Raw genomic sequence first — 15,033 nt, 5'->3', positions numbered from 1 at the left:
GCCCCATGTTCGGCTACTACCTTGAACTCGCATTGCGCAGCCTCCGCCGCAACAAGGTGCTGACCGCGCTGATGGTGCTGGCGATCGCGCTCGGCATCGGTGCCAGCATGACCACGCTGACGGTATTCCACGTGTTGTCCGGCGATCCGATCCCGGGCAAGAGCGGCGCGCTGTTCTATCCGCGTCTGGATCCGCGCTCGATGAACGGCTTCACCCCCGGCGACGAGCCGGAATCGCAGATGACGCGTTTCGACGCGGAGGCGCTCTTGCGCGACAAGCGCGGCGACCGCCAGGCGCTGATGACCGGCGGCACGCTGGCGATTGAAGCGGCGGACGGTCGCATCGAACCGTTCCGCGTCGATTCGCGCTACACCACCGCGGATTTCTTCCCGATGTTCGACGTGCCGTTCCGCTACGGCAGCGGCTGGAGCGGCGCCGACGACGAGTCGCGCGCACAGGTTGCGGTCATTTCGCGGGCGTTGAACGACAAGCTGTACGGTGGTGCCAACAGCGTCGGCCAGACGCTGCTGGCCGGCAACCAGCGCCTGCGCATCATCGGCGTGCTGGATGAGTGGCGGCCCACGCCGCGCTTCTACGACGTGACCAACGACCTCTTCAGCGAAGTGGAGCAGGTGTTCGTGCCGTTCTGGACCTCGCGCGCACTGAAGTTCCCGACGCAGGGCAACATGAATTGCTGGGACGACACGGGCAGCGACCCCGAAGGCGCGCAGGGTGCCAACGCGCCGTGCGCCTGGCTGCAGTACTGGGTGGAACTGGGCACGCCGCAGAAAGTTGCCGCCTACCGCCAGTACCTGGGCAACTACGCCGACCAGCAGCGCGCCGCGGGCCGCTTCGAACGCCCCGGCGACGTGCGCCTGCACAGCGTGATGGAGTGGCTGGACAACCGCGAGGCGGTGCCCGGCGACGTGCGCCTGCAGCTGTGGCTGGCACTCGGCTTCCTGGCCGTGTGCCTGCTCAACACCGTGGGCCTGCTGCTGGCCAAGTTCCTCGGCCGTGCCTCGCAGATCGGCGTGCGGCGCGCGCTCGGCGCCACCCGGCGCGCGATCTTCGCCCAGTGCCTGGTCGAGGCCGGCACCGTGGGCATGGCCGGCGGCGTGCTTGGCCTTGCGCTGGCGTGGCTGGGGCTGTGGGCCGTGCGTCAGCAGCCGGCGGAATACGCGGCGCTGGCGCGGATGGACGGCGCCATGCTGCTGACCACCTTCGCGCTGGCGTTGCTGGCCAGCGTGCTCGCCGGGCTGCTGCCCGCCTGGCGCGCCTGCCAGGTCGCGCCCGCCATCCAGCTCAAGAGCCAGTGACCCCGTCGAGGACCACCATGGACATCCGCCCCATCCTCTCCACCCTGCGCCGGCACAAGACCGCCGCCGCGCTGATCGTGCTGGAAGTCGCCCTCTCATGCACGATCATCTGCAACGCGGTGTTCCTGATCAGCACCCGCATGCAGCGCATGGACCGCCCCACCGGCATGGCCGACAGCGAGATCGTGCGCATCAACATCACCGGCATAGGCGACGATGAGAACGCCGGCGAGCTGGCCCAGCGCGACGTCGCCGCCCTGCGCGCCCTGCCCGGGGTCAAGGCCGCGACCGCGCTCAACCACGTGCCCTTCGACAACTCTTCGTGGAACAGTTCGGTCAGCCTGAAGCCGGGGCAACCGATGCCCAACCTCAACACGGCGGTGTACCTGGGTGAGAATCTGATCGGCACGCTGGGCCTGACGCTGGTGGAAGGCCGTGACTTCACTGCCGAGGAATACGCCGACTGGGATGCGCTGAACGCGCCGGATTCGAAGCTCACCCTGCCGACGGTGATCCTGTCGCGCGCGGTCGCGCAAAAGCTCTTCCCCGGCGAAAGTGCGGTCGGCAAGCTGATCTACAGCTGGAACCGCGATGACATCCCGCACCGCGTGGTCGGCGTGGTCGAGACGCTGATCCGCCCCAACGACAACGGCGGCGCGGCCGAGAGCGGCTATTCGATCATCCTGCCAGTGCGCAACGTGACCTTCGGAAGGTTCGCGCTGCGCACCGACCCTGCGCGTCGCGCCGAAGTGCAGGCCGCCGCAGTGACCGTGCTGGAGCGCAACAGCGCGCGGCGCATCATCCTGCGCCAGGATCCGTTCACCGACGTCATCGCCAAGTACTACCGCCAGGACCGTTCGATGGCTTGGCTGCTGGTGGCGGTGTGCGTGCTGCTGCTGGTGGTGACCGCATTGGGCATCGTCGGCCTGGCCAGCTTCTGGGTGCAGCAGCGCACCAAGCAGATCGGCGTGCGCCGGGCATTGGGCGCCACCCGCTCGCAGGTGCTGCGCTACTTCCAGACCGAGAACTTCCTGCTGGCGAGCATCGGCATCGTACTGGGCATGCTCGGCGCATACGCGCTCAACCAGTTGCTGATGCAGCACTACGAACTGCCGCGGCTGCCTTTGTTCTACCTGCCTACGGGCGCGGTGGTGCTGTGGGGCCTGGGGCAGGCAGCGGTGCTGGGGCCGGCACTGCGCGCTGCGGCGGTGCCGCCGGCGGTGGCGACGCGGACCGCATGAGCACTACCGGTTCCGGGTGGGAGGCGCGGGACCCCGGCGGACGATCAGCCACCAGGGGCTCGCCTGCCGCGGCTTGGCTGAAGCAGGTATAACAGCGCATGCCCACGATCCTGGTCATCGACGACAACCCCGCGGTCGCCACGGCGCTTGAGACGCTGTTCTCGCTGCACGACATCGACACGCGGGTGGCGCCATCGCCCGAGGCCGGGCTTGCGTTGCTGGCGCGCGAGCCGGTCGATCTGGTGGTGCAGGACATGAACTTCCAGGCCGACACCACCTCGGGCGAGGAAGGCCTGGCGCTGTTCGAGCGGATCCGCGCGCAGCATGCTGACCTGCCGGTGATTTTGCTGACTGCGTGGACGCACCTGGAAAGCGCGGTGGACCTGGTCAAGGCCGGCGCCGCCGATTACCTGGCCAAGCCGTGGGACGACCGCAAGCTGCTGGCCACGGTCAACAACCTGTTGGCGCTGTCGCAGGCACGGCGCGAGTTGGCCCGCCACCGCGATGGCGCGCAGCGGCGGCGCAACGCGCTGGAGCGCAGCCACGACCTGCGCGGCTACGTGTTCGCCGACGCCGCCACCGAGCGCGTGCTGGCGCTGGCGTGCCAGGTGGCGCGCTCGGAGTTGCCGGTGCTGGTCACCGGGCCCAATGGCGCGGGCAAGGAGAAGATCGCCGAGATCGTGCACGCCAATTCCGCAGTGAAGGCCGGGCCGTTCGTCGCCCTCAACTGCGGTGCCCTGCCGGCGGAGTTGATCGAAGCCGAACTGTTCGGTGCCGAAGCCGGTGCCTACACCGGCGCGCAGCGCGCACGCGAGGGCAAGTTCGAGGCGGCCGATGGCGGCACCCTGTTCCTCGACGAGATCGGCACGCTGCCGCCGGCCGGGCAGGTGAAGCTGCTGCGCGTGCTGGAGACCGGCCGCTTCGAGCGCCTGGGCAGCAACCGCGAGCGGCAGGTGAAGGTGCGCGTGGTCAGCGCCACCAACGCCGACCTGCCGGCGCTGATCCGTACCGGACAATTCCGCGAGGACCTGTATTACCGGCTCAACGCCATCGAACTGGCGCTGCCGCCGTTGGCCGAGCGCGTGGACGACATCCTGCCACTGGCCCGGCATTTCCTGCCCGAGGGCAAGCGCCTGGATGCCAGCGCCGAACGCGCGCTGCTGGCACACCGCTGGCCGGGCAACGTGCGCGAATTGCGCAATGCCATCCAGCGTGCAGCCCTGCTGGCAACGGGCGAGCGCATCGGCGCGGGCGACCTCGGCCTGCCCACGGTGGCCGCAGGCAATGCCGCTAATACGCACGCCTCGGCAACGGGCGCCTTGTCGACGCCTCCGGGCAATGGCGGTGCCGAGGAACCCGATCGCGCCGCCATCGAAGCCGCACTGCAGCGCCACGGCGGCGTGCTCGCGCAGGCCGCACAGGACCTGGGCCTGTCACGGCAGGCACTGTATCGACGCTTGGAGCGGCTGGGCCTGCGCCGCGACGAGCCGTCGCGGTCCTGACGCCCGAGGCCCTGCGCGTGCGCCTGCGCCAACGCCTTCCCATGAGCCTGGCGTTCAGCGCGGTCGCGCTGGGCTACATGGCTGCTGCCGTCGCGCTGGCCTGGGTGCTGTCGCGCTGGACCGCATCGCCGCTGGCCGCCGGGGCACTGGCGCTGCTGGCACTCGCCCCGCTGCTCGCGTACCACGTCCACCGCGCGTTCGCGCCGATGCGCTCGCTGTTCCGCGCGCTGGCCGGTACCGTCGGCAGCTACCGCGACGGCGACTATGGCTTCAGCCTGTCGTGGGCCGGCGGCGGCGAACTGGGGGACCTCGTCGCCAGCCACAACGCGCTGCGCGAACAGCGCGTCGCGCTGGTGCAACGCGAACTGCTGCTGGACACCATCGTGCAGAACACCCCGGTGGCGATGGTGCTGCTGGAGCCGGCCCGCCGCATCGTGCTGGCCAACCTCGCCGCGCGCAAACTGCTGGGCGAAGGCCGGCGGCTGGAAGGCCACGCCTTCGACGCGCTGCTCGCGGCCGCACCGGATGCGATGCGCGACGCCTTCGAACGCGGCGGCGACGGCATGTTCAGCATCGGCGACGAGGACGAGGAGGACATCTACCACCTCTCGCGCCGCCGCTTCCGCCTCAACGGCCGCGAACACGAGCTGGTGCTGCTGCGCCAGCTGACCGCCGAGCTGCGCCGGCAGGAAGTACACACCTGGAAGAAGGTGATCCGGGTGATCAGCCACGAGCTGAACAACTCGCTGGCACCGATCGCCTCGCTGGCGCACTCGGGCGCCGAACTGCTGCGCCGCGGCCAGCCCGAGCGCGTGCCGGCGGCCTTGGCCACCATCGAGGAACGCGCCCGCCACCTGGAAGGTTTCATCCGCGGCTATGCGCGCTTCGCCAAGTTGCCCGCGCCACGCACCGAACCGGTCGACTGGTGCCGACTGGTCGCCCAGCTGCGCGACCAGGTGGTGTTCGCGGTGGACGGTCCGGTGCCTGCCGGCAGCATCCGGGTGGACGCCGCGCAGTTCGAGCAGGCGCTGCTCAACCTGATCAAGAATGCGCACGAATCCGGTTCGCCCGCTGGCGAGGTGGAGTTGGCGATCCGCCGCCTGCCGGAAGACTGGCGCATCGACGTGCTCGACCGCGGCCAGGGCATGAACGAGGCGGTGCTGGCCAACGCGCTGCTGCCGTTCTACTCGACCAAACGCAACGGCACCGGACTGGGCCTGGCCTTGGCCCGCGAGATCGCCGAGGCCCACGGCGGGCGCATCGCCCTGCTCAACCGCGACGGCGGCGGGCTGTGCGTCAGCCTGACCGTGCCGGCGTGACACCGTTCACGCTGGATAGTTCCTGAACTGCATCGTTCATTATTCAGGGGGCATTGAAAGTCCCTGCGGATACTGGCCCCAACCGGTCCGCCCGTGTCCCCCGACGGGCGTCCCCCGACCGGCCCCCAACAATAACGAGGCTTAGACCCACATGAAGCGCACCCTGCTTGCCCTGACCCTGCTGGCCGCCCTGCCGTTCGCCGCTTCCGCCGCCGACGGCGTGTCCTACACCTATGTCGAGGGTGGCTACACCGCGACCAACACCGATGCCGGCGACGCCGACGGCTGGGCCATCAAGGGCTCGGGCGCCATCGCCCCCAACTTCCACCTGTTTGGCGAGTTCGACAAGCAGGAAATCGACAACACCAGCATCGACGTCGACCACTTCCGCGTCGGCGTGGGCTACAACCGCGACATCACCGCCAACACCGACCTGCTGACCCGCGTGGCGTACGAGAAGTACGACTTCGGCCAGGGCCTGGACTTCGACGGCTACAGCGTGGAAGCCGGCGTGCGCTCGGCGCTGGCCCCGAACTTCGAAGGCTACGCGCTGGCCGGTTACGAGGACGGCGACGAGTACGACGGCGAGTTCTACGGCCGCCTGGGTGGCCAGGTGAAGTTCAACCAGACCTGGGGCCTGTCGGGCGACGTGAAGTTCATCGACGGCGACACCCAGTACTTCGTCGGTCCGCGCGTCAGCTTCTAAGCGCGCCCGGCGAAACGCAGCACCAATCGCGATCTCTCTCTCCCCCCAAGGCGTCGCGATTCGAAGCCCGGCTACGGCCGGGCTTCTTTTTGCCTGCGAAAAACTCGCATTGTGATGGGCGTCACGCATCACTACCGTAGCGGCGCCGCGTCGCGGCACGGGAGGCCACGCGTCCCGTGAACCCATGGGGAAAGGATCCACACCATGTACAAGCGTCTCATGCTGGCCGCCGTGCTGGCCGCCGCACCGCACCTCGCATTCGCCGATGGCCTGAGCTACACCTATGTCGAAGGCGGCTACAACAAGCTGCACGTCGATGACGACGACCTGGACAGCCCCGAGGCGGATGGCGGCTACCTGCGCGGCTCCGTCGCGATCAGCCCGAGCTTCTACGCGTTCGGCAGCTACGCCCGCGTTTCGAATGATTTCGACACCGGCTTCCCGGGCATCAAGCTCGACGTCGCGATCAAGCAGGCCGAGCTTGGCATCGGCTACCACCAGGCCATGGGCGACAACCTCGACTTCCTCACCGAACTGGCGTTCGTCCGCGAGGATGTCAGCGCCGACATGACCGGCGAAGGGGAAATCGTCGACGGGCAGGCCACCGGCGGCCGCATCAACGTCGGCATCCGCGGCGCGATGGCGCCCAAGCTGGAAGGCTGGCTGAAGCTCGGCTATGCGGATGGCGGCGACTTCGACGGCACGTTCGCGGGCAATGCCGGCCTGCTGTTCAAGTTCAACCCCACCTGGGGCATGACCGGCGAAGTTGAGGTCATCGAGGAAAGCACCCGCTACCTCGTGGGCGTGCGCGCAAGCTTCTAAGCCTGCCCAGCATCCCGCGTGCAAGAGAAAGCCCGGTGCAAGCCGGGCTTTTTCATTCGTTCCAGTCGCCTGCCATCGGCAGGCACGACGACGCCTACCCGAACAATCCTTCCGGATACTCCGGTTTCTGTTCGCGGGCCAGCAACCGCTGCAGGCCTTCCTTGGGCGTGGTGACGCCGTGCAGCACGTCGCGCACGCCGCTGGAAATCGGCAGCTCGATGCCGTACTTGTCGGCCTGGCGTATCACTTCGTCGGCGGTCTGCACCGATTCGACCACCTGGCCGATCTCGCGCACCGCGTCCTCGATGCTCTGGCCGCGGCCCAGGGCCAGGCCCAGGCGGCGGTTGCGCGACAGGTCGCCGGTGCAGGTCAGCACCAGGTCGCCGAGGCCGGCCAGGCCCATCAGGGTCTCGGCCTTGCCGCCGATGGCCTGGTTGAGGCGCAGCATCTCGTTGAGGCCGCGGGTGATCAGGCCGGCGCGGGCGTTGAGTCCCAGCTGCATGCCATCGGCCGCGCCGGTGGCCACCGCCAGCACGTTCTTCATCGCCCCGCCCAGTTCGGCGCCGAGCATGTCGTCGCCGGTATAGGCGCGGAACGTCGGGCCATGCAGCGCGTCGGCCACCTGCTGGGCGAAATCGGCGTCATCCGAATGCACGGTCAACGCGGTCGGCAGGCCCTGGGCGACTTCCTTGGCGAAGGACGGGCCGGTGACCACCGCCAGCGGCACGCCCTCGCCCAGCACCTCGCCGGCGACCTCGTGCAGGAAGCGGCCACTGCCCGGCTCGAAGCCCTTGGTCGCCCACGCCACGCCGGCCCGCGCCGGGCGGTGTGGCGCCAGCGCGCGCAGGGTCTCGGCGAAGGCGTGCGACGGCACCACCACCAGCACCAGGTCCGCGCCGTGGAGCGCGACGGGCAGGTCGGTGGTGGCGTGCAGGGTGTCGGGCAGGGCGATGCCCGGCAGGTAGCGCGGGTTCTCGTGGCGGTTCTGTATCGCGTCGATCGTGGCCGCGTCACGGCCCCACAGCACGGTCGGGTGACCGTGCCGGGCGATCAGGGCCGCCAGCGCCGTGCCCCAGGAGCCGGCGCCCAGTACCGCAACGCGCGGAGCTTTCGCTTCCATCGCGGTGCGGAATCAGGCGTTGCCGGCGGTCTCGGCGTCGGCCAGGCCGGCCTGGCCCTGCTGCGCGGCGCGCTGGCGCAGGCCTTCGGCGTACAGCGCCTCGAAGTTGATCGGCTGCAGGAAGAACGGCGGGAAGCCGCCCGACTGGATCAGGTCGCTGATCAGTTGGCGCGCGTACGGGTACAGCACGCCCGGGCAATGCACGCCGAGCATGGCGTCCATGGTCTGCGGGTCGAAGCCGGTCAGGCCGAACACGCCGGCCTGCTTCACCTCGGCCAGGTACATCGGCTTGTCGCCGGCGTTGCAGGTCAGGGTCACGCCGAGCACGACCTCGAACGCGTTGTCGTTCAGGCGCTGCACGCTCTGCTGCAGGTTCATCTGCAGCTGCGGCTGGGTGGTGTCGTTGAACACTGCCGGGGCGCCGGGGACTTCGAAGGACACGTCCTTCACGTAGATCTTCTCGACCGAGAACGCCGGACCGGTGGCGGATTCGTCAGCGGCGACGGCGCCGTTCAGGGTTTCTTCGGACATTGGGACAACTCCAGCTTGTAAGCGTCAAGGGTTCGATTATGGCACGCGCTCCCCGCGCGGCCTCGGGATCAGTCTGGGGGCGAATGGCGACAGTGCAAGGGGACGGACGTCGGTGGCGCGCGTTTCGCGGCCGCGCCACCCGGTGTCGCACGGGCACCGCGCCCGCGGCAATCAGGCACCCGTCCCACCTGGATCAGGCGCGGCCCTTCACCAGCGGCAGGTCGGCCTGGCGCCACGCGGCGACACCGCCATCGAGCAGGTACACGTGCTCGAAACCGGCCTTCTTCAGCCGCTTGGCGGCGCCCGCGGCGGTCACGCCGGTGCGGCACACCACCACCACCGGCCGCGACTTGGCCGGGGCCAGCAGCTTGCTCTCCGGGTCGAACTGGCTCATCTGCACCGACTTGCTGCCGGCGATGTGGCCCTTCTCGAAGTCGCCGATGGGCGAGAGGTCGATGACCAGCGCCTCGTCGCGGTTGATCAGCCCGGTCAGCTCGGCCGGGCGCAGCACTTTGTAGCCGCGGAACAGGCCCGAGACCTCGGTGAAGATGAGCGCGACAGTGATGCCGGCAAGGCCCATCGACAGGTAGGGGTGGCGGCCGGCAAAGGCCAGCAGTTCTTCGATGGTCACGGCATCAGCACGGTCAGGCAGGGCCGGCGATTGTCGCCTACGCCCGCCGCGGGCGCAAAAACCTCACCACCCAGGGCAAGGAACCGCCGAAGGCGGCGCTCGGCGCGGGCGTTGCGTAGAGCGGACCATGGATGGTCCGCGGCGGCGACTCGGCGCAGGAAGCGCCGACGGAGCCGCGGAGCAACGCCCGCGCCGAGCGCCGCCCCACGGAACGGTTACTGCCCCGCCCACAGGTCCGGCAGGCCGCTGGTCAGCCACCACACCTTGCCCTCGGTATCCCAGCGCCAGGTCTCGCGGTAGCGCACGGTGCGCTCGGCCATCGTGTGGCGGTTCATCACCCCGATGTCGATTTCGCGCACGGCCAGGCCCTTTTCCAGGTTGCGATCCGAGCCGATGTCCCGGTACGACGTCACCTGGATGTGCTTCCAGCGCTCCAGCTGCAGGTCGGTGACCGGGTGCTTCTCGCGCTCCTTGGGGTCGATCAGGTTGGCCGCGCCTTCCACCTCGCCCCAGCGGATCGCGCCGGACCAGGCATATTGCTGCTGGTCCAGCTTGTCGCCCTGCTGGCTCATCGAGGCGCAGCCGGCCACGGCCAGCAGCAGGCCCCACACCATCACCGCACGGAACAGGCGCATCGTCACTCCCTGGCTGGTGCGGGCGCCGCCCGCGTCAGCCCGGATGGTAGCCGGTCGCGGCTGCTCAGGTGCGGACGATGGCCACGTATCGCGCGGTGAAGTCGGTGGCGACCACGCCTTGCGGCGTCAGCACGCGCGCCACCAGCTGCGTGCGGGCGCGGCCGCGCTCGCGCAGGGTGGACAGGAACGTGGCGAGGTCGGCGTCGGGGCCCAGTTCGGCGGTGACGTCGAGGTCGGCATACAGCGGCGCGAGGTAGCGCAACTGGCTGTCGGCCACGTACACGTCGGCGTCGATGCCGGCTTCGTGCAGCTTGAGCGAGACCAGGCCCCACGAGGCCAGGGTCATCATCGAGGCGAGGCTGCCACCGAAGGCGCAGCCCTTGTCGTTGACATGGTCGGCCAGCGCGGCGTGCAGGCGCAGGCGTTGGCCGTCGTAGCCGCCGATGGACAGGTTCATCGCCACGACCGGCGGCATGGACTGGTAATGGTCTTGCAACTGTTGCAGCAGTTCTGGATAGCGCATGGGGAGTGTGCTGGGGGAAGGCGTGGGGTGCGGCGGACGCCGCGGCTGTGCCAAGCTGGCCGGATGCACGCACCCACACCCCGCCGGCCGCCGCGATGGTACGTGATCTCGCTGCGGCCCCGCGGCCAGCACGACCAAATGCGCAGGGCGGCACGCCGGATCGACGCCGGCTGCATCGCCGTGTCGCCGTGGGCGTTGCGGCCGCGCGACGACGCTGGATCGCGCGCGCGCCTGCGCGACGCGCTGGCGCTGCCGAAGGTGATCGTCACCAGCCCCGCCGCCGCGCGTGCGGCCGCGGCGCTGCAGCCGTTGCGCGCTGGCCGTGGCCAGCAGTGGTTCGCGGTCGGCGCCGGCACGGCGGCGGCATTGCGGCGCGCCGGGGTGGCCGAGGTCAGCGCGCCTGCGCGGATGGATACCGAGGGCCTGCTCGACATGCCGGACCTGCGCGACGTATCGGATCAGTGCCTCGCGCTGGTCACCGCGCCCGGCGGTCGCGGCGAACTGGCGCCGGCGCTGGAAGCGCGTGGCGCGACGATCCTGCGCGCGGATGTGTACGAGCGCGTGCCGTTGCCGCCCGCGCCGCGCGCGGTGCAGGCGCTACGGGCGTTGGTGGTGCCGGCAGTCGTCGCGCTGAGCAGCGGTGAGGCCCTGACGCACGTGTGCGCCACCTGGCCACCGGACGTGGTGGCGCGGTTGCGCGCCTGCCCGGTGGTGGCGGCCAGCGACCGGCTGGCGACCATCGCCCGCGACCAGGGTTTTACCCGGGTGCACCGCGCCGAGGGGCCCCGGCCCGCGCAACTGGTCGCCGCGGCGGGGCAGGCGGTGCGCATCCGGTAGCATGGCCGGCATTCCCCCGTGCGACCCTGCCCCCGTGTCCGCGCCCTCACCTGTCCCCACCCCCACGCTGCGCCGCACCCCTGCCTGGGTGTGGCTGGTGCTGCTGGTCCTGGCCGCCTTGCTGGGTTGGCGCGGCTGGACCGGGTGGCGCGCGCGATCCGCGCAGGAACATGCGGTGGCCGCCAGCACCGAGGAGCGGATGGCGGCCCTCACCGGTCGCATCGACGCGCTGCGCCGCGATCAGCGGGCGCAGTTGCAGCGCCTGCAGCAGGCCGACGCGACCAACCGCGTGCTGCGCGACGAACTGCTGGGCGTCGGCCAGCGCGCGGCCCTGCTGGAAGACAGCATCGCGCGCTTCGCCGACCCCGACCGTCACGGCGCGCAGGCGTTGCGCCTGGACGAGACCGAGCTGCTGCTGGTGCTGGGCGAGCAGCGTCTGCTGATCGCTGGCGACCTGGACGGTGCCCGGCGCGCGTATGCCCTCGCCAGCGGCGTGCTGGAGGGCGTGGACGACCCGGCCTATCTCAGCCTGCGCCAGGTGCTGGTGCAGGAGCGTGCGGCGCTGGACGCGCTGGGCACCGAACCCCGCGCCGCCGCCCTCGCGCGCCTTGATGCATTCGACCGGCAGTTGCGCGCCCAACCGCCACCCGGCGCCTCGGCGGGGTCGCCGACCACGGCGCCGTGGTGGCAACGTGCGTTCGGCCGCCTGGTGCAGGTGCAGCCCAGTGAACGCGCCGTCGCGTTGCACGGCGGCGACCGCCGCCAGGCCGAGCTTGGCTTGCAGATCGAGCTGTCGTTGGCACGCGCAGCGGCCGAGCGGCGCGACGCGGACGGCTTCCGCCAGGCCCTGGGTCGCGCCGACGCGTGGTTGACCCGCCTGTGGCCCGAATCGCCGGCGCTGCGCCAGGAACGCCAGCGCCTGCAGGCGCTGGCGGCGCTGCCGCTTTCACTTCCGCTTCCAACGCTGGGCAGCACACTGCAGCAGTTGCGGCAGTTGCGCGCCGCGCCCTGACCGGAGCTCCGATGTCCCTGTTCCGCAACCTGTTGTTCTGGCTTGTGCTGGCGCTGGCCGGCGCACTGGTGGCCCAGTTGCTGGTGGAGGACCCGGGCTACGTGCTGGTGCGCTTTCGCGGCATGGACTACAGCACCACCCTGGCGATGGCGCTGGTGATCGGCCTGGCCGTGCTGGCCGGCGCGTGGCTGCTGTGGACGCTGGCCAGCCTGCCGTTCGCGGCGGTTCGCCGACGTCGCGAGCGCCTGCTGCGCCAACGCCTGGCCGAAGGGATGGACGGCGTGTTGCAGGGCCATTGGCTGCGTGCGGAAAAGGCGCTGGCCCACGCCGCCAAGGATCCCGACCAGGCGGCGCTGGCGCACGCGAGCGCGGCGCGATCGGCGCACGCGCGCGCCGATGCGGCCGCCGTCGCCAGCCACCTGGAGGCACTGGGCAGCGGGCACCCGGCCAGCGCCGCGGTGCTGGCCGCCGAACTGGCCCTGGACGACGGCCGCCCGGCCGATGCGCTGGCCGCACTGGACGTCCCCAGGGCGCAGCCGTTGCCGCCGCGCGGGCTGGCGTTGCGCGCGCAGGCGCTGGCCGCGGTGGGCCGCGCCGGGGAGGCGTACGGGCTGCTCGGCGCGCTGCGCCAGCAGCAGGCGCTGCCGCCGGCAGAACTGGCGCGCCGCGAAGCGCACTGGGCCGCCCACGGTCTGCGCGAGGCGGCCGATGCCAACGTGCTGGCCGACCGCTGGGACGCGTTGCCGGTCGCGCTACGCAGCGAACCGGGGGCGGTGGCCGCCTACGCCGAACGCGCGGCGGCATTGCGCTGGGACGACGCCGCCGTCAAAGCGTTGGAGCACGCACTGGATGACCACTGGGACGAGTCCCTGGCTGTACTGTATGGCCGCTTGCCGATCGGCCGCGTTGAGCACCGCGTGGCCAATGTCGAGCACTGGCTGCAGGCGCACCCGGCCAGTCCTGGGCTGTTGCTGACCTGGGCACGGTTGCAGCGTGCGCTCGGGCAATGGGCGCGCGCCGAGGACACCCTGCACCGCGCCATCGCCCAGGGCGCCGGGGCGGAGGCCTGGGAAGAGCTCGGCCACGGCTTTACCCAGGCGCGCGACGAGGCGCGGGCGCGCATGGCTTATGCCAATGCGTTGGCTGTCGCGCGCGGTGAGGCGCCGACTGAGCTGTCCGGCCGCGACCTGCAGCAACGCATCGTCGATGCCGCCGCGATCGAGGAACGCGACGCGCACGGCGTGCCGCGCCTGCGCGGCATGTGAGCAGTTGCGGGTGACAGGCACTGGGGCGCCGCAACCAAGCGGATAACGGGCCGCGACTTGCGGGGGGCATCGCGCTCCCGCACCCACAACCACAGCCACAGCCAAAATCAGCGTTCCAGGATCGCCACCACGCCCATGCCACCGGCGGTGCAGATGCTGACCAGGCAGCGTCCACCGCCGCGCAGCTTCAGCTCCTTGGCCGCTGCAGCCACGATGCGCGCACCGGTCGCGGCGAACGGGTGACCCGCCGCCAGCGACGAGCCGTTGGGGTTGATCTTCGCCGGGTCGATGCGGCCCATCGCCGCGGGCAGGCCCAGGCGCGTGCGGCAGTACTCCTCGCTTTCCCACGCGCGCAGCGTGCACAGCACCTGCGCGGCGAACGCCTCGTGGATCTCGTAGAAGTCGAAGTCCTGCAAGGTGAGGTTGTTGCGCGCCAGCATCTCGGCCACGGCCACGGTCGGCGCCATCAGCAAGCCTTCGCCGTGCACGAAATCGACCGCGGCGACCTGCGCGTCGCGCAGGTGGCACAGCACTTCGTGACCGTGCGCGGCGGCCCACTCATCGGTCGCCAGCAGGCACGCGGAGGCGCCATCGGTCAGCGGGGTGGAGTTGCCGGCGGTCAGCGTGCCGCGGCCGGAGGTCTTGTCGAACGCCGGCTTCAGCGAGGCCAGCTTTTCCAGCGTGGAGTCCGCGCGCAGGTTGTTGTCGCGCGAGACGCCGCGGAAGCTCACCACCAGGTCGTCGAAGAAGCCGCGCTCGTACGCCGCGGCCAGCTTCTTGTGCGAGGACAGCGCCCACTCGTCCTGCGAGTCGCGGGCGATGTTCCACTCCTTGGCCATGTCCTCGCAGTGCTCGCCCATCGACTTGCCGGTGCGCGGCTCGGCCACGCCGGGGAAATCGGGCTTGAGTTCAGCCAGCTTGAAGCCCTTGAATGCGGCCAGCTTGTCCTTGGGCGTCTTGGCCGCGGCAGCGGCGAGCAGGCGGCGGCGCAGCTTCTGCCCGTACACGATCGGCACGTCGGAGGTGGTGTCGGAACCGCCGCCGATGCCGGCCTCGATCTGGCCCACCGCGATCTTGTTGGCGATGTGCACGATGGTGTCCAGCGAGGTGCCGCACGCGCGCTGCAGGGTAATGCCCGGGGTCAGCGGCGACAGGCCGGAGGACAGCGCCGCCTCGCGGCCGAGGTTCCAGTCGGAGGAATGCTTGATCACCGCGCCCATCGCCACTTCGCCCAGCTGCTGGCCGTGCAGGCCGAACTTCTCGACCAGCGCACCCAGCGTGCGCACCGACATGCCGAGGTTGCCGACATCCGTATAGGCGGTGTTCTGGCGGCAGAACGGAATGCGGACGCCACCCAACACGGCAACGGGACGGACTGGACGCATCGGGCGGTACCTCGGACGGGTGGTGGTGGGGAGGCAAAACCTGGCACGGGCCGTACCGGGTGCCTCGTCGCACCCTGTGCGCCCGGAGGGGCAGGGCAACGGCTGGCGGCCATCGGAACGGCACCGTGGGCGTGACTGCAACGGGAGCAGCCGGCCGGACGGGCATAATGTGGGTTGAGTGTAGCGCC

Annotated in this window: 15 protein-coding genes; 9 read left to right on the top strand and 6 right to left on the bottom strand. The window is 70.5% G+C overall.

The genetic code is table 11. The features are described 5' to 3' along the window. Positions 1 to 5: 5 nt before the first annotated feature. The 6 genes from IP93_RS03600 to IP93_RS03575 all read left to right on the top strand — a co-directional run bounded on the left by IP93_RS03600 (position 6) and on the right by IP93_RS03575 (position 6,906). A complete protein-coding gene (locus IP93_RS03600) occupies positions 6 to 1,316 on the top strand; it encodes an ABC transporter permease (RefSeq protein ID WP_144812092.1) in 1,311 nt (436 codons plus the stop codon). A gap of 17 nt (positions 1,317 to 1,333) precedes the next feature. Beyond that, a complete protein-coding gene (locus IP93_RS03595; RefSeq protein WP_144812090.1) occupies positions 1,334 to 2,557 on the top strand; it encodes an ABC transporter permease in 1,224 nt (407 codons plus the stop codon). Positions 2,558 to 2,655: 98 nt separating this feature from the next. Beyond that, positions 2,656 to 4,059, top strand: a complete 1,404-nt coding sequence (locus IP93_RS03590; RefSeq protein ID WP_144812087.1) for a sigma-54-dependent transcriptional regulator — start codon at positions 2,656 to 2,658, stop codon at positions 4,057 to 4,059. Between the two features lie 41 nt (positions 4,060 to 4,100). Continuing rightward, on the top strand, positions 4,101 to 5,378 hold the full coding sequence (locus tag IP93_RS03585; RefSeq protein ID WP_144812085.1) for a sensor histidine kinase: 1,278 nt from the start codon (positions 4,101 to 4,103) through the stop codon (positions 5,376 to 5,378). Positions 5,379 to 5,529: 151 nt separating this feature from the next. Further along, complete coding sequence (locus IP93_RS03580; protein ID WP_144812082.1) at positions 5,530 to 6,084, top strand: OmpO family porin; 555 nt, start codon at positions 5,530 to 5,532, stop codon at positions 6,082 to 6,084. Between the two features lie 204 nt (positions 6,085 to 6,288). After that, positions 6,289 to 6,906 carry a hypothetical protein gene (locus IP93_RS03575; protein ID WP_144812079.1) on the top strand — a complete coding sequence of 206 codons (618 nt, stop codon included), beginning with the start codon at positions 6,289 to 6,291 and terminating at the stop codon, positions 6,904 to 6,906. 94 nt (positions 6,907 to 7,000) lie between these two features. On the opposite strand, the gene IP93_RS03570 is transcribed toward IP93_RS03575, so the two are convergent. From IP93_RS03570 to IP93_RS03550, 5 genes are all read right to left on the bottom strand, one after another. After that, positions 7,001 to 8,026, bottom strand: coding sequence for an NAD(P)H-dependent glycerol-3-phosphate dehydrogenase (locus tag IP93_RS03570; protein WP_144812077.1), 1,026 nt, complete (start codon positions 8,024 to 8,026; stop codon positions 7,001 to 7,003). A gap of 12 nt (positions 8,027 to 8,038) precedes the next feature. Beyond that, on the bottom strand, positions 8,039 to 8,557 hold the full coding sequence (secB, locus tag IP93_RS03565; protein WP_144812074.1) for a protein-export chaperone SecB: 519 nt from the start codon (positions 8,555 to 8,557) through the stop codon (positions 8,039 to 8,041). 193 nt (positions 8,558 to 8,750) lie between these two features. Then, on the bottom strand, positions 8,751 to 9,188 hold the full coding sequence (locus tag IP93_RS03560) for a rhodanese-like domain-containing protein (protein WP_144812073.1): 438 nt from the start codon (positions 9,186 to 9,188) through the stop codon (positions 8,751 to 8,753). A 215-nt stretch (positions 9,189 to 9,403) separates the two neighbouring features. After that, on the bottom strand, positions 9,404 to 9,823 hold the full coding sequence (locus tag IP93_RS03555; protein WP_144812070.1) for a hypothetical protein: 420 nt from the start codon (positions 9,821 to 9,823) through the stop codon (positions 9,404 to 9,406). Between the two features lie 64 nt (positions 9,824 to 9,887). After that, positions 9,888 to 10,346, bottom strand: a complete 459-nt coding sequence (locus IP93_RS03550; protein WP_144812067.1) for a YiiD C-terminal domain-containing protein — start codon at positions 10,344 to 10,346, stop codon at positions 9,888 to 9,890. Positions 10,347 to 10,409: 63 nt separating this feature from the next. Between IP93_RS03550 and IP93_RS03545 the strand changes: the two genes are divergently transcribed. Genes IP93_RS03545 through IP93_RS03535 form a run of 3 tightly spaced genes read left to right on the top strand, consistent with a single transcriptional unit; the run spans position 10,410 to position 13,460 of the window. Continuing rightward, a complete protein-coding gene (locus IP93_RS03545) occupies positions 10,410 to 11,183 on the top strand; it encodes a uroporphyrinogen-III synthase (RefSeq protein ID WP_144812064.1) in 774 nt (257 codons plus the stop codon). A gap of 34 nt (positions 11,184 to 11,217) precedes the next feature. Then, the gene (locus IP93_RS03540; protein WP_242006719.1) at positions 11,218 to 12,195 is read left to right on the top strand and encodes a hypothetical protein; all 978 of its coding nucleotides are present in this window, start codon (positions 11,218 to 11,220) and stop codon (positions 12,193 to 12,195) included. Positions 12,196 to 12,206: 11 nt separating this feature from the next. After that, positions 12,207 to 13,460 (top strand): heme biosynthesis protein HemY, encoded by a 1,254-nt coding sequence (locus IP93_RS03535; protein WP_144812059.1) that lies wholly within the window; start codon positions 12,207 to 12,209, stop codon positions 13,458 to 13,460. Positions 13,461 to 13,567: 107 nt separating this feature from the next. Here the strand turns inward: IP93_RS03535 and IP93_RS03530 are convergent, their stop codons facing one another. Continuing rightward, a complete protein-coding gene (locus tag IP93_RS03530; RefSeq protein WP_144812056.1) occupies positions 13,568 to 14,845 on the bottom strand; it encodes an acetyl-CoA C-acetyltransferase in 1,278 nt (425 codons plus the stop codon). Between the last annotated feature and the right edge of the window lie 188 nt (positions 14,846 to 15,033).

Origin of the sequence: Aerolutibacter ruishenii (assembly GCF_007830115.1) — a bacterium.
Classification (GTDB): domain Bacteria; phylum Pseudomonadota; class Gammaproteobacteria; order Xanthomonadales; family Xanthomonadaceae; genus Aerolutibacter; species Aerolutibacter ruishenii.
Note: the sequence above shows the minus strand (reverse complement) of the source record. Positions and strands in the feature narration are given on the sequence as shown.

What these genes read in the sequence shown, in the direction of transcription:
- IP93_RS03600 (WP_144812092.1), top strand. Translation starts at nt 6, where the DNA reads ATGTTCGGCTACTACCTTGAACTCGCATTGCGCAGCCTCCGCCGCAAC.
- IP93_RS03595 (WP_144812090.1), top strand. Translation starts at nt 1,334, where the DNA reads ATGGACATCCGCCCCATCCTCTCCACCCTGCGCCGGCACAAGACCGCC.
- IP93_RS03530 (WP_144812056.1), bottom strand. Translation starts at nt 14,845, where the DNA reads ATGCGTCCAGTCCGTCCCGTTGCCGTGTTGGGTGGCGTCCGCATTCCG.
- IP93_RS03545 (WP_144812064.1), top strand. Translation starts at nt 10,410, where the DNA reads ATGCACGCACCCACACCCCGCCGGCCGCCGCGATGGTACGTGATCTCG.
- IP93_RS03555 (WP_144812070.1), bottom strand. Translation starts at nt 9,823, where the DNA reads ATGCGCCTGTTCCGTGCGGTGATGGTGTGGGGCCTGCTGCTGGCCGTG.
- IP93_RS03570 (WP_144812077.1), bottom strand. Translation starts at nt 8,026, where the DNA reads ATGGAAGCGAAAGCTCCGCGCGTTGCGGTACTGGGCGCCGGCTCCTGG.
- IP93_RS03575 (WP_144812079.1), top strand. Translation starts at nt 6,289, where the DNA reads ATGTACAAGCGTCTCATGCTGGCCGCCGTGCTGGCCGCCGCACCGCAC.
- IP93_RS03590 (WP_144812087.1), top strand. Translation starts at nt 2,656, where the DNA reads ATGCCCACGATCCTGGTCATCGACGACAACCCCGCGGTCGCCACGGCG.
- IP93_RS03550 (WP_144812067.1), bottom strand. Translation starts at nt 10,346, where the DNA reads ATGCGCTATCCAGAACTGCTGCAACAGTTGCAAGACCATTACCAGTCC.
- secB (WP_144812074.1), bottom strand. Translation starts at nt 8,557, where the DNA reads ATGTCCGAAGAAACCCTGAACGGCGCCGTCGCCGCTGACGAATCCGCC.
- IP93_RS03535 (WP_144812059.1), top strand. Translation starts at nt 12,207, where the DNA reads ATGTCCCTGTTCCGCAACCTGTTGTTCTGGCTTGTGCTGGCGCTGGCC.
- IP93_RS03580 (WP_144812082.1), top strand. Translation starts at nt 5,530, where the DNA reads ATGAAGCGCACCCTGCTTGCCCTGACCCTGCTGGCCGCCCTGCCGTTC.
- IP93_RS03585 (WP_144812085.1), top strand. Translation starts at nt 4,101, where the DNA reads ATGAGCCTGGCGTTCAGCGCGGTCGCGCTGGGCTACATGGCTGCTGCC.